This is a genomic window from Rhizobium sp. Leaf384 (assembly GCF_001424065.1).
Classification (GTDB): domain Bacteria; phylum Pseudomonadota; class Alphaproteobacteria; order Rhizobiales; family Rhizobiaceae; genus Ferranicluibacter.
On the sequence record NZ_LMQE01000005.1, the window covers coordinates 747878 to 759781 of the forward strand.

Here is an 11904-nt window from a genome sequence, read left to right on the forward strand (position 1 = left end):
CCGGTCGTGTCCCTGCTTGAGGGCTGTTGCCGCTCATGGGGATGCGATGGTTCGCCTGCGATCACGCGTATTGTGCGTGGGAAAGCACATTCATCCTCTGTTCAACATGACACCGATATGACAGGCATGCGAAGAATTTGTGAAGGGAGCCGGCCATGGCGAGTTTTCAGTCTGCCGTGAACGCAAGACCCTCCGCGGACGTCTACGGACCCGGTGTGGCGCAGGACGTCCGTCCCTCAAGGCTTCTGTCCCACCTTCGCAGCACCCTCATCTCTTTCCTGCTCGCCGTCTCGCTGATCTTCATCGTCGAGTGGATCGCGCGCAACTCCGCGGCCGAGGCGACGGCGTTCTTCCTCGATCCTGCGCGGCCCGCCTGGGTCACGGCCTTCATCTTCTTCCTTCTCTTCCTGGCGGTGGATGCGATCGCCGGTCGCGCCGAATACGGCATCGTGCTGATCGCCCCGCTCGCGCTGGTGCCGGCCTTCGTGACGCGCCAGAAGCAGATCTTCCTGTCCGATCCGCTCTATCCGACCGATTTCCTGTTCGGCCGGCAGATCATGGAGCTGATGCCGGTCCTGGTGCGCGACCGCCCGGGCACGGCGATCGGCATTGCCGTCGGGCTCGTCTTGTCGCTGGCCGGCCTCACCTGGCTCGTGCGTCACGCCTGGCGCCGCTTTCCCCGTCTCACGCGCCGTCAGCGCCTCGCGCGGCTCGCGGTCGCCCTGCCGCTGCTGGGCGGCTTCTACCATCTCATGGACTACAACCAGTTCTCCTGGGTGCGCGATCGGCTGCAGATCATTCCCATCATGTGGGACCAGACCGAGAACTATCGTCACAACGGCTTCACGCTCGCCTTCGTGCTCAACCTGCCGATGGCCAATGTGGCCGCCCCCGCAGGCTACATGGCCGACGCCATCGACAAGATCCCGACCGAGCCGGTCGCAGCCGGCACGACGCATCGTGGCAAGCCGGATGTGATCGTCGTCATGAGCGAGTCCCTCTGGGATCCGACGCGCCTGCCCAACGTCACGCTCTCGCCGGATCCGATGCCGACGATCCGCAGCCTGCAGTCCGGCGCGGTGTTCTCTCCCGAATTCGGCGGCATGACCGCCAATGTGGAGTTCGAGGCGCTGACGGGCTTCTCGAATGCGTTCCTGCCCTATGGCAGCATTCCCTATCAGCAGTATATCCGCAATCCGATCCCGTCGCTTGCGACCTTCTTCCGCGGCGAAGGCTATGTCGCCCGGGCCGTCCACCCGTTCCAGGGTTGGTTCTGGAACCGCAGCGCCGTCTACAAGGCGTTCGGCTTTGAGCAGTTCCGCTCGGAGGAAAGCCTGCCGCCCATGGAGAAACGCGGCATCTTCGCCTCCGACGAAGCGCTGACGAAAGAGATCATGCGCCAGGCCGACGAGCTGCGCGACCCCTTCTTCTTCTTCACGGTGACGCTGCAGGGCCATGGCCCCTACGAGGCGAACCGCTATGCGAAGAACACGATCAAGGTCGAGGGCGATCTGCCGGAAAACGACCGGCAGGTGCTGGCAACCTATGCGCAGGGCGTCAAGGAAGCGGACGACAGCCTGAAGATGCTGATGGACTGGGCCAAGACGCGCGACCGGGAGACGATCATCGTGCTGTTCGGCGACCATCTGCCGCCCCTGAATACGGTCTACACCTCGACCGGCTACATGCCGGACGTCACCGCCTCGCGAAAGGGCACCGTCGACCAGATGTCGTCCAGCCACGAAACCCCGCTGGTCGTCTGGTCGAACAAGTCGGGCCCGGTCAAGGATATCGGCACGATCAGCCCGGCCTTCCTCTCCTATCAGGTCCTGAAGACCGGCGGCTTCGAGCATCCCTACTACACGGCGTTCCTCGGCGACGTCTTCAGCCGCTACCACGTCGTCGATCGCTACATGCTGATTGATGCCGCCGGCAAGGACACCGAAGCCTGGTCCCGCAACAAGAAGATCGCCCCCGTGCTGCGCGACTACCGCTTTCTCCAGCACGACATGATGTTCGGCAAGCGCTACGGCACCGACCGGTTCTTCGAGACCCACGGCGCGCTCTTCCCCCAGCCGGTGATGTAGGCCACCGCCCACCTCGCGTCTGATCCGTCCACGACGCCGCACACACTGACGTCATGGCCGCCCCGCGTGGCCTGGCGGAGCAGGCGTCGCCCCCTCTCACGGGGGTCGCAAGCGCGAGAGCGCTTCCCGAACGAAAAAAGGGTGCGGACAGTGCCCGCACCCTTTTCTGCGACGGTTTTGCGCCCCGCTATGCCGCGCGGCGGGCGCCGGGGTTGAAGCCCTGTTCCAGCTGGAAACGGGCGAGCAGCTGCTGCAGCTGGCGGCTCTGGTCGGCGAGCGTTTCGCTGGCCGCCGTCGTCTCCTCCACCATGGCGGCGTTCTTCTGCGTCATCTGGTCCATCTGGTTCACGGACGTGTTGATCTCGCCGAGCGCCGTTGCCTGCTCGCGCGAGGCCGTGGCGATGCTTTCGACATGGGCGTTGACCTGATTGACCAGCGTTTCGATTTCGAGCAGCGCGGCCCCCGTCGAGCGCACCAGCGTCACGCCGCCCTCGACCTCGGTGGCCGAGGCGCTGATCAGCGACTTGATCTCCTTGGCCGCATTGGCAGAGCGCTGCGCAAGCTCGCGCACCTCTTGGGCGACGACGGCAAAGCCGCGACCCGCCTCGCCGGCCCGCGCCGCCTCGACGCCGGCGTTCAGCGCCAGGAGGTTGGTCTGGAACGCGATCTCGTCGATCACGCCGATGATCTGCCCGATGCGGCTTGACGACCCTTCGATGCGCTCCATGGCATCGACGGCACTGCGGACGATCAGGCCGGACCGCGCCGCGCTCTCCTTCGTCTCGCGCACCATTTCCTGCGCCTCGTGGGCGCGCGTGGACGACGTGCGCACCGTTGCGGTGATCTCGTCGAGGGCGGCCGCCGTTTCCTCCAGCGCCGCGGCCTGCTGCTCGGTGCGCTTCGACAGGTCGTTGGCCGCACCGCTCAGTTCCGCCGAGCTGTCCGAGATCGTCGAACCCGCCCCGCGCACGCTCTCCATGGTGGAGCGCAGCGTGACCATCGTCGCGTTGACATTGGCCTGCAGTTCGCCGAACGCACCCTGGAAACGGCCATTCATGCTCTGTGTCAGGTCGGCCTGCGACAGGGCCTCGATGACGCGGCGGAGTTCCGCGATCGCGTTGTCCACGCTGCCGACGAGCTCGTTGACGCTCGCAGCAAAGCGGTTGAGGTCCGGCGAGCCGTAATCCCGGTTGATGCGTGCCGTGAAGTCGCCGGCGACTGCTGCGGCCACCACGGAGGCGATGCTCGACTGCAGGTCGCTGCTGCTCGCCTGGAGCGCGGCTTCCTGCGCCTTCATGTCGCGCATGGCGATGGCGTTGCGACGGAAGACGTCAAGCGCGCGGCCCATCTCGCCGATCTCGTCGCGACGGTCGGTTTCCATCGTGCCGACATCGAGTCGTCCCTCCGACAGGTCGCGCATCACGCCGGTCATGGCGCGCACAGGCGCCACGATGCCGCGGCGCGCCACGAGCAGGCTGACGAAGCCGCCGAGGGCGATGGCGGCGATGGCCGCCCCGATTTCCACGACCATCGCCATGGAGGCGCTCTCAAGCGCGTCGGAGCGGGCTGCGGCCAGCGCGTCGCCGGAATAGGTGCTGTAGGCCTTGACCGCCGTCGTGACCGCCTTCTGTGCATCGAGCGCCGTGGAAAGCGGTGCCGTCATCGAGGCGCTGGTCGCGCCGGGCGCCGCGGCCGCATCCACCATCGCGTTGATGGTCGTGAAATAGGCCTGCAGCTTGTCTTCCACCGTCTTCAGCTGGGCACGCTGCGTCTCGTCGGCGGCCGTCTCGATCTTCGGCAGCCGCGCCAGCATCTCGCTCTGGCGGCGCGCCGATTCGGTGCGGACATCTGCCGCCTTGGAAGGATCGGCCGCCAGCTGGTAGGTCATGCGGCTGATCGAAATGACGTCGACCCGCAGATCCATCGCCTCCCGGGCGACCTCCTCCCGCATGCCGACGGAAACCATGGTGTCCCCGAGCGCGCCGATGCCGCGTATGCCGACGGTGGCGATGGCGGCCGAGGACAGTCCCATGACGAGGACGACCAGCCCAACCTTCTTCAGGATGGAGAGATTTTTTAACGACATGCGGAACTCCGGCGAAGCGCATCACCGCGCAATAGACAGGGAAAGGGGGAAAGAGGACTCATGTCCGGCAAGGCGCATCGGGACTTTCGCACATCGCGCGGTTTCATTTTTAGCGCGGAAACGAATAACTAAGGCTTAACTTACCTTTATGCCTGCCGTCGACGTTCGTTTTCAGGCTTCGACGGACACAGTTCCGCCGGAAACGGGGCGACAGGGCTGAAGAAATCCCGCCGAGACCCGGAGCCCGCATGTCCAGCATCGAAGAAATCTCCCGCCGCCTCTTCAACAAACCGGCAGCCGCGCTGGGCGCGGTGGAACGCCATGTGCTCGGCCGGGCGCATGCACGCCAGACGCTGTCGGAAGACGTCAATGCCCGTTTCGTCGCAAGTCAGGATCTCGGCGATCGCGTCGCCGACCAGATCGCCCGCATCGGCGGCTCCTGGGGCTTCATCATCAGCTTTCTCGTGTTCCTCGCCGGCTGGGCGCTGGTCAACACGGTGCTTCTCAGCCAAAGCGCCGCCTTCGATCCCTATCCCTTCATCTTCCTCAACCTCGTGCTCTCGATGGTGGCTGCGCTGCAGGCGCCGATCATCATGATGTCGCAGAACCGGGAAGCGGCAAAAGACCGGCTGAACGCGTCCAAGGACTACGAGGTCAACCTGAAATCGGAAATCGAGCTGATCTCGCTTCATCACAAGATCGACGACGTCCTTTTGCGAGAGATCGCCGCGCTGCAGGCCAATGTCGCCCGGCTGCACGATCGTCTCGAAGCCTACGAAACCCGCCGCGACTGAGCGCGGGAGGAGAACGCTCCTGACGAAGACGAAGAAAGGGCCGGAGATCGCTCCCCGGCCCTTTCCTGTCTGTCTCGATGAACCAATGCGCGGCGGCTTACGCCCAGCCGTTGACCAGCATCCGCTTCTCGTCGCGTCCGCCCTTCATGCGCTCGGCAAGCAGGAATGCCAGTTCGAGCGCCTGGTCGGCATTGAGGCGGGGGTCGCAATGCGTGTGGTAACGGTCGGCAAGGTCGGCGCCCGAAAGCGCGCGGGCGCCCCCCGTGCATTCCGTCACGTCGTTGCCGGTCATCTCGATATGGATGCCGCCCGGATGCGTGCCCTCGGCACGGTGGATCTGGAAGAAGCTCTCCACCTCGCTCAGGATCCGCTCGAACGGCCGCGTCTTGTAGCTGTTGAGCGTGATCGTGTTGCCATGCATCGGATCGCAGGACCAGACGACCTTCTTGCCCTCGCGCTGCACGGCGCGGATGAGGCGCGGCAGGTGCTCGGCAACCTTGTCGTGGCCAAAGCGGCAGATCAGCGTCAGCCGTCCCGCCTCGTTGGCCGGGTTCAGGATGTTGATGAGCTCGATCAGCCCGTCGGCCGTCATGGACGGGCCACACTTCAGACCGATCGGGTTCTTGATCCCGCGGCAGTATTCGACATGGGCGTGGTCGGGCTGGCGTGTCCGGTCGCCGATCCAGATCATGTGGCCGGACGTCGCATACCAGTCGCCCGAGGTCGAATCGACGCGCGTCAGCGCCTGCTCGTAGCCGAGCAGCAGCGCCTCGTGGCTGGTGAAGAAATCCGTTTCGCGCAGCGACGGGTTGGTCTCCGGCGTGATGCCAATGGCCTTCATGAAGTCCATCGTTTCGGAAATCCGGTCGGCGAGCTTGCGGTAGCGCTCGGCCTGCGGGCTGTCCTTCACGAAGCCGAGCATCCACTGGTGCACATTGTCGAGATTGGCATAGCCGCCCATCGCGAAGGCACGCAGCAGGTTGAGCGTCGCGGCCGACTGGCGGTAGGCCATGATCTGCCGTTCCGGGTTCGGAATGCGCGCCTCGGGCGTGAAATCGATGCCGTTGATGATGTCGCCGCGATAGCTCGGCAGCTCGGTCTCGCCCTGGCGCTCGATGTTGGACGAGCGGGGCTTGGCGAACTGGCCAGCGATACGGCCGACCTTGACCACCGGCTGCTGAGCGCCGAAGGTCAAGACGACGGCCATCTGCAGGAAGGCGCGGAAGAAGTCGCGGATCGTGTCCGCGCCATGCTCGGCAAAGCTTTCGGCGCAATCGCCGCCCTGCAGCAGAAAGCCGCGGCCTTCCGAAACATTGGCGAGCGCCTTCTTCAGGTTGCGCGCCTCGCCCGCAAAGACGAGCGGCGGATAGGTCGCCAGCTGCGCCTCGGTCGCCGCCAGGGCGGATGCATCCGGGAAGTCGGGAACCTGGCTGATCGGCTTCTGCCGCCAGCTGGTCGGTGTCCAGTTCTGTGCCATCTCGTTTCGCCTTTCACGGTCCCGCCTCGTCCGGCGGGCCTCGTCGCACCGGCACCCCCTCCGGCGCCGTCTTCGATGCGGGCTTATAGACGTTAAGACGCCGCTTGCAAAGCCCGTCGGCCGGTCACGCACAGCGCGCGGCCGATCAGACGCTCTCCGTCTCGCAGGCGCCTGCAAACCGGCCGGCATGCGCTTTGAGAAGCGCCGCCAGCCGCTCGATCACCAGCCGCACTTCGGGCCGGCGCCGCTCGTCGTCATGGCTGACGATCGCCAGCGTGTGATCGAGGTCGGCAATCGGCGCGCCGATCCGCCGGAGCGCAGGATCGGCATCGCCGACGAAGACCGGCATGAGGCTGCGGCCGGCCCCGTTGCGCAACAGGCGGTGCAGAAGATCGGCGCTTGTCGTCCAGGTGTGGATGTCAGCCTCGTGGTTCTCGAAGACCCAACGCTCGGGCGGCAGCCGCGCCGTATCGGTCGCCATCGAGATCCAGCGGCCCTCCGCCTGCGGCGGCGCGTTGCGGGCGGCATAGACGGCGTAGCGCATGGCGATGGAGCGCAGGACCGCCACATTGCCGGCGGCGGGCGCCTTGGGCAGCAGGCTCACATCCACGCCGCGAAAGGCCAGTTCCTCGGTCGTCCCACGGCAGCAGATCCGGAACCCATCCGACGGCCCTCGCAGATCGCTCAGATGGTCGGCCATGAACCCGGACATCCAGCTGTCGCCGGCCAGCGTCACGATAGGCAAGGCGAAGCGCCATCCGGCAATGCCGTCCGCCGCCGCTTGCATGGCGCGGACATGATCGAGCAGGATCTCGCCATCATGCGCCAGCCGATATCCCTGCTGGCTGCGCTCGAACAGCGAGCGGCCGAGGGATTTCTCGAGCGCCAGCATTCGCCGCCCGATCGTGGGCGCGCTGAGGCCCGTGCGCACGGCCGCCGCACTCAGCCCGCCCGCCAGCGCCACTTGCAGGAAGAGCTGCAATTCGTCCCAGGCCGTCTCGTCCATCGAAAGCCCCACCTCTGCCAGCCATTTGCCGCATCAGGCCCCGCCCGGTCCCGTCCGCCGACCGGGAGCCTATAGCACGGGTGTTCCGGCGCAGCGCCCCACACGGATGAAACGCCCCTTTCATTCCTGCGTCTACGATCGCACCGCGCCGATGGCTATGTCCGGATCAGAGACATCGACAAGGAGATACGCCATGCGCGACCAGCTCGTCATTCATGCTTTTCCGCATCGCACCGGCGGAGCTCCAGGAGGGACATCCAGCGCCGGCGAAAAGCGGGCGGCTTTCGCCGATCCGCTCGACCAGCCGGCCTGGAAGGGCCTCAGCTGGGTCGTGCCCGTCCTCACGGCCGTCACCGGCGGGACGCGGCCGCGCCCGAAAAGGCCTTCGGGAACGCCCCGGCCACAGCCCGCCCGGTTCTACACGCGCTCGCCGTTGCGGATGCGGTAGCTCGGCGCGTACATCGTCACCAGCTCTTCCGACGCCGTGGGATGCACGGCCATGGTCCGGTCGAAATCGTCCTTGGTCACGCCGGCCTTCAGGGAGATGCCGAGAAGCTGGGCCATCTCGCCGGCGCTCGGTCCGAGCACATGCGCGCCCACGACCTTCCGGTCCGCGGCGTTCACCACCAGCTTCATGATCGTCTTCTCCGACCGGCCCGACAGCGTGGCCCGCATCGGCCGGAATTCGGTTCGGTAGATCTCGACGTCGTCGAGCGTCTGCGCGGCCTCGTCTTCCGAAAGGCCCACGGTGCCGATCTCCGGCTGGGAGAAGACGGCGGTGGCGATGAGGTCGTGATCGGGCGACGTCGGGTTGCCCTTGTACGCGGTCTCGATGAAGCACATGGCCTCGTGGATGGCGACTGGCGTCAGCTGCACGCGATTGGTCACGTCCCCCAGCGCGTAGATGCCCGGGGCGCTGGTGCGCGAGAAGGCGTCCACGATGATGGCGCCCTGGTGGTCCGTCTTGACCCCCGCGGCGTCGAGCCCCAGCCCTTGCGTGTTGGGCACGCGGCCGAGCGCCAGCATCACCTGGTCGACGGTCAGGATCTCGCCCTTCAGGGTCGTCACCTGCCGCCCGCCATGCTCGCCATCCGAGATGGTCTCGATGATGTCCTCGCAGAGGATGCGGATACCCTTGTCGACCATCGCCTTGTGCAGGCCCTGGCGCATGTCCCGGTCGAAGCGGGAGAGGATCTCCTTGCCGCGATAGATCAGCGTCGTCTCGACGCCCAGCCCGTGCAGGATGTTGGCGAACTCCACCGCGATGTAGCCGCCGCCGGCAATCAGGATCGACCTCGGCAGTTCGGGCAGGTCGAACACCTCGTTCGAGGTGATGGCCAATGCGCTTCCCGGAAGCGCATCGTGCGGCGACGGCCGGCCGCCGACGGCAATGACGATCCGTTCCGCGGTGACGATCTGCCCGGTCGAAAGCAGCTTGATGCTGTTCGGCCCGACGAGCTCGGCCCGGCTGTGGAAGATGTCCGCACCGGCATTGGCAAGACCCTTCTGGTAGAGGCCTTCCAGCCGGGTGATTTCTGTCTCCTTCGCCGCGACCAGCTTGTGCCAGTCGAACGATGTCTCGCCCACGGTCCAGCCAAAACCTTCGGCGTCCTGAAAGTCGGTCGAGAACATGGAAGCGTAGACATAGAGCTTTTTCGGCACGCAGCCGCGGATGACGCAGGTTCCGCCATAGCGGAATTCCTCGGCGATCCCGACCTTCTTGCCGAGCGAAGCCGCAACGCGGCCGCTGCGCACGCCGCCGGATCCGCCGCCGATGACGAAGAGATCATAGTCGTAAGATGTCATGGAAGGCTCCGGGGACGAGAGACGAGAGACGAGAGACGAGAACGGGTCAACGGGCGCGGCACGGTCTGTTTCGTCCTGTCCGGCGCAGCCTGTCGGCATGTCGCTGATATAGTGCGCCGCGCCGGCAAAAGAAAAGCCCCCCGGAGAGGTCCGGAGGGCTTCGACGATCCGCAGCGGCGATCACGCCGGAGACGAAACGAGGAGATCAGGAAAAATGATCGGGAAAGCCGATCCTCAGGGTGCCGGCGCGGGGGCCGGAGCCGTCGGCGGCTGGCCGGCGGCGTCGGCCGGCGGCGCCAGCGTCGACTGCAGGGCCTTGGTGGCTTCGGCGCTCAGGTCACGCGACACGCCGGCTGCCCAGATATCGGCCGCCTTCATCATTTCGCGCGAGGCGATCGGGCCGTCGTTCAGAAGCTTCTTGCCGGCATCCGACTGGTAGAAGGCGCTGATGGCGTTCAGCTGCTCGATCGTGAAGGTCTTGGCGTAGATGGTTGCGGCTTCCCGCTCGAGGTCGGCGCGGCGGCCGGCCAGCTCCAGCGCCTTGGCATCGACCGTGGTCGAGATCAGGTCCTGGTAGTTCGGCGACGACTGGATCAGGTTGACCTTCAGCCGCTCGGCAAGGTTGGGGAGGATATTGTCGAAGTTGTCGGTCGCACCGATGGAGGCGATCGCGGCGCGCGCGGCCTTCAGGTGATCTTCCGTCACGTCCTGGGCAAAGGCGGCCGGTGCGGTTGTTGCGAGAAGAACGAAGGCGGTCAAGACGCGGACCCGGCCTGCAAATCTGTTCATTCGAAAAAGCTCCTGTATGTTCAAGGGCGTCGCGTCGGTTCGACGCGTCCGGTAAAGTCTGTGGGGGATCAGGCCGATCGAGCGCGCGTCATCTCCCTGGCACCCGCCGCGCCGGCGATGATCGCCAGGGACGCCATGCCGATGAAGAGGCCATGTTCGACCACGCCCGGAAGTCCGTTCAGCTCGCGCGCCAGCGCATCTGCATCAGGAATGCGGCCAAAAGATGCATCGACGATCAGATGCCCGCCATCGGTCTCGAACAGGCCGTCGCCCGAACTGCGCAGCACCAGATCGCCCGAAAGGCCGAGCCTTGCGGCCGTTTTCTCGATGGCGATCAGCGTCGCCTTCTGCCCGAAGGGATTGATTTCGATTGGCAGCTTGAACGCGCCGAGCGTGTCGACGACCTTGCTTTCGTCGGCAATCACGATCATGCGCGCCGACGAGGCCGCGACGATCTTTTCCCGGAGCAGCGCGCCGCCACCGCCCTTGATGAGGTTGAGGGCGGGATCGACCTCGTCCGCACCGTCGATCGTCAGGTCGAGTTCCGGCAGCTCGTCGAGCGACCGCAGGGGAATGCCGAGGTCGAGGCAGAGCCGCGCCGTACGCTCGGAGGTCGGAACCCCTTCGATGCGGAATCCCGAAGCGACCTTCTCGGCCAGAAGCCGAATGAACTCCTCGGCTGTCGAGCCGGTGCCGATCCCGAGCCGCATGCCGTCCTCGACATGGGCCAGCGCCGCTTCAGCGGCCTTGATCTTCATTTGGCGGGCATCCATGCGCCGCTGTCTCCCGTTGAACCCGTCGTCCGGGCAAGGCCCGGCCGCCCGGAGGTTTACACGGCCCATGCGACAGAGGAAAGCCCCCGCCGCGAAGACCGTCGCAGCCAGGTTCCTGCCCCGCGCCTTCCCCGCAAACCGGCCCGCAACAGGCCCGCCCTCCACGCGTGCGCCATTCCCAGAGATACCGGGCCGTCTTCCCGGCGAAACAGGCGAGGAGCCGCGGCAGATCGCGAACGGACCAATGCGGATCGGGCAAAGGATCCGCCCGAACGATTGCATTTCGCAGCCCGGTCGCATACGCCCACAGGCAACCTCAGACCGCAAAAGGCCCTTCCCGATGTCCCTCTCGACCTCTGCTTCCGCGTCTTCGGGCGCCCTGCCGCCGGCCACCATCGTCTTCGACCTCGACGGCACGCTGGTCGATACCGCACCCGATCTGGTCGCAAGCCTCAACCACGCGGTGACCCAGGCCGGTCTGGCACCGGTCGGCTATGACGACCTGACGCATCTCGTCGGCCACGGTGCGCAGGCGATGATCGAGCGGACCTTCGCGATGCGCGAGAAGCCGTTGAGCGAAGACGATCTCGCTTGGCAGATGAAGGAGTTCGTTGCGCATTACCACGCCACCATGCCTGGCGCATCGATGCCCTATCCCGGCGTGCTCGATGCCATGGACCGGCTGTCGGCTGCCGGCTATCGCCTGGCCGTCTGCACCAACAAGCTGGAAATGCTGGCACGCACGCTGATCGAGGCGCTCGGCCTGACGTCCCGCTTTGCCGCGATTACCGGCGGTGACACGTTCGATGTGCGCAAGCCGCATGCTGAGCACCTGCTCGCCACCATCCGCCTTGCCGGCGGCACGCCCGGGCGTGCGGTGATGATCGGCGACAGCCGCAACGACATTCTCGTCGCGCACAACGCCGAGGTTCCCTCCATCGCCGTGCCCTTCGGCTATTCCGATGTCGCCGTGGAGACCCTGGCGCCGTCCGTGGTCATCTCCCACTTTACCGAACTCACCCCGGACCTCGTCGAACGCCTTCTCGCCGGACAGGCGTGAAACCGGGCGCGCTCGGGCCGAGGCCG

The 11904-nt window shown here is 66.0% G+C and carries 10 protein-coding genes; 4 read left to right on the forward strand and 6 right to left on the reverse strand.

The features are described 5' to 3' along the window. Window positions 1–155: 155 nt before the first annotated feature. A complete protein-coding gene (locus ASG25_RS11890) occupies window positions 156–2087 on the forward strand; it encodes an LTA synthase family protein (protein ID WP_062473757.1) in 1932 nt (643 codons plus the stop codon). Window positions 2088–2274: 187 nt separating this feature from the next. On the opposite strand, the gene ASG25_RS11895 is transcribed toward ASG25_RS11890, so the two are convergent. Continuing rightward, window positions 2275–4173, reverse strand: a complete 1899-nt coding sequence (locus ASG25_RS11895) for a methyl-accepting chemotaxis protein (protein WP_062473759.1) — start codon at window positions 4171–4173, stop codon at window positions 2275–2277. A 248-nt stretch (window positions 4174–4421) separates the two neighbouring features. On the opposite strand from ASG25_RS11895, the gene ASG25_RS11900 reads away from it, so the two are divergent. Further along, a complete protein-coding gene (locus ASG25_RS11900) occupies window positions 4422–4967 on the forward strand; it encodes a DUF1003 domain-containing protein (protein ID WP_062473761.1) in 546 nt (181 codons plus the stop codon). Window positions 4968–5064: 97 nt separating this feature from the next. On the opposite strand, the gene ASG25_RS11905 is transcribed toward ASG25_RS11900, so the two are convergent. Both ASG25_RS11905 and ASG25_RS11910 read right to left on the reverse strand, forming a co-directional pair. Beyond that, complete coding sequence (locus tag ASG25_RS11905) at window positions 5065–6444, reverse strand: 3-deoxy-7-phosphoheptulonate synthase class II (protein WP_062473763.1); 1380 nt, start codon at window positions 6442–6444, stop codon at window positions 5065–5067. Window positions 6445–6589: 145 nt separating this feature from the next. Further along, window positions 6590–7450, reverse strand: coding sequence for a LysR family transcriptional regulator (locus ASG25_RS11910; protein ID WP_062473765.1), 861 nt, complete (start codon window positions 7448–7450; stop codon window positions 6590–6592). Between the two features lie 193 nt (window positions 7451–7643). Between ASG25_RS11910 and ASG25_RS11915 the strand changes: the two genes are divergently transcribed. Next, complete coding sequence (locus ASG25_RS11915) at window positions 7644–7898, forward strand: hypothetical protein (protein ID WP_062473767.1); 255 nt, start codon at window positions 7644–7646, stop codon at window positions 7896–7898. Here the strand turns inward: ASG25_RS11915 and gor are convergent. The 3 genes from gor to rpiA form a co-directional block, all read right to left on the reverse strand. Then, window positions 7868–9256: a glutathione-disulfide reductase gene (gene gor / locus ASG25_RS11920; RefSeq protein WP_062473770.1), complete on the reverse strand. Its 1389-nt coding sequence runs from the start codon at window positions 9254–9256 to the stop codon at window positions 7868–7870. The two genes, ASG25_RS11915 and gor, sit on opposite strands and share 31 nt — an antisense overlap. 234 nt (window positions 9257–9490) lie before the next feature. Continuing rightward, entirely contained in the window at window positions 9491–10045 is a 555-nt protein-coding gene (locus tag ASG25_RS11925) for a DUF2059 domain-containing protein (protein WP_062473772.1), read from the reverse strand. Between the two features lie 68 nt (window positions 10046–10113). Then, entirely contained in the window at window positions 10114–10818 is a 705-nt protein-coding gene (rpiA, locus tag ASG25_RS11930) for a ribose-5-phosphate isomerase RpiA (protein WP_062473774.1), read from the reverse strand. Window positions 10819–11158: 340 nt separating this feature from the next. On the opposite strand from rpiA, the gene ASG25_RS11935 reads away from it, so the two are divergent. Beyond that, window positions 11159–11878, forward strand: coding sequence for an HAD family hydrolase (locus tag ASG25_RS11935; RefSeq protein WP_062473776.1), 720 nt, complete (start codon window positions 11159–11161; stop codon window positions 11876–11878). Window positions 11879–11904: the final 26 nt, after the last annotated feature.

What these genes read in the sequence shown, in the direction of transcription:
- ASG25_RS11890 (WP_062473757.1), top strand. Translation starts at nt 156, where the DNA reads ATGGCGAGTTTTCAGTCTGCCGTGAACGCAAGACCCTCCGCGGACGTC.
- ASG25_RS11895 (WP_062473759.1), bottom strand. Translation starts at nt 4,173, where the DNA reads ATGTCGTTAAAAAATCTCTCCATCCTGAAGAAGGTTGGGCTGGTCGTC.
- ASG25_RS11900 (WP_062473761.1), top strand. Translation starts at nt 4,422, where the DNA reads ATGTCCAGCATCGAAGAAATCTCCCGCCGCCTCTTCAACAAACCGGCA.
- ASG25_RS11905 (WP_062473763.1), bottom strand. Translation starts at nt 6,444, where the DNA reads ATGGCACAGAACTGGACACCGACCAGCTGGCGGCAGAAGCCGATCAGC.
- ASG25_RS11910 (WP_062473765.1), bottom strand. Translation starts at nt 7,450, where the DNA reads ATGGACGAGACGGCCTGGGACGAATTGCAGCTCTTCCTGCAAGTGGCG.
- ASG25_RS11915 (WP_062473767.1), top strand. Translation starts at nt 7,644, where the DNA reads ATGCGCGACCAGCTCGTCATTCATGCTTTTCCGCATCGCACCGGCGGA.
- gor (WP_062473770.1), bottom strand. Translation starts at nt 9,256, where the DNA reads ATGACATCTTACGACTATGATCTCTTCGTCATCGGCGGCGGATCCGGC.
- ASG25_RS11925 (WP_062473772.1), bottom strand. Translation starts at nt 10,045, where the DNA reads ATGAACAGATTTGCAGGCCGGGTCCGCGTCTTGACCGCCTTCGTTCTT.
- rpiA (WP_062473774.1), bottom strand. Translation starts at nt 10,818, where the DNA reads ATGGATGCCCGCCAAATGAAGATCAAGGCCGCTGAAGCGGCGCTGGCC.
- ASG25_RS11935 (WP_062473776.1), top strand. Translation starts at nt 11,159, where the DNA reads ATGTCCCTCTCGACCTCTGCTTCCGCGTCTTCGGGCGCCCTGCCGCCG.